The organism is Campylobacter sp. 2457A, from assembly GCF_020135895.1.
Classification (GTDB): Bacteria; Campylobacterota; Campylobacteria; order Campylobacterales; family Campylobacteraceae; genus Campylobacter_D; species Campylobacter_D taeniopygiae.
Window position 1 is genome coordinate 1 of sequence record NZ_JACHTO010000121.1, and the last position, 261, is coordinate 261.

A 261-nucleotide genomic window follows, 5' to 3' on the forward strand; every position below is an offset into this window, starting at 1 on the left:
ATTATGAGAATGGGTGGAGAACCAGCTATTGCAGAACCTGTTCTCTTAGGTGTTACAAGAGCTGCGATTGGAAGTGATAGTGTGATTTCTGCAGCATCTTTCCAAGAAACAACTAAAGTCTTAACCGAGGCTAGTATAGCAGGTAAATTTGATTATCTAGAAGACTTAAAAGAAAATGTTATTTTAGGTAGAATGATTCCTGTAGGAACTGGTCTTTATAGCGAAGAAAAATTTAAATTAAAAGAAAATAATTAAATAGCC

1 protein-coding gene is annotated in these 261 nt (G+C 34.1%); it reads left to right on the top strand.

Translation table 11 applies throughout. The features are described 5' to 3' along the window. A partial coding sequence (locus H2280_RS08600) for a hypothetical protein (protein ID WP_337196308.1) occupies nucleotides 1–255 on the top strand: 255 nt, incomplete at its 5' end. Nucleotides 256–261 lie beyond the last annotated feature (6 nt).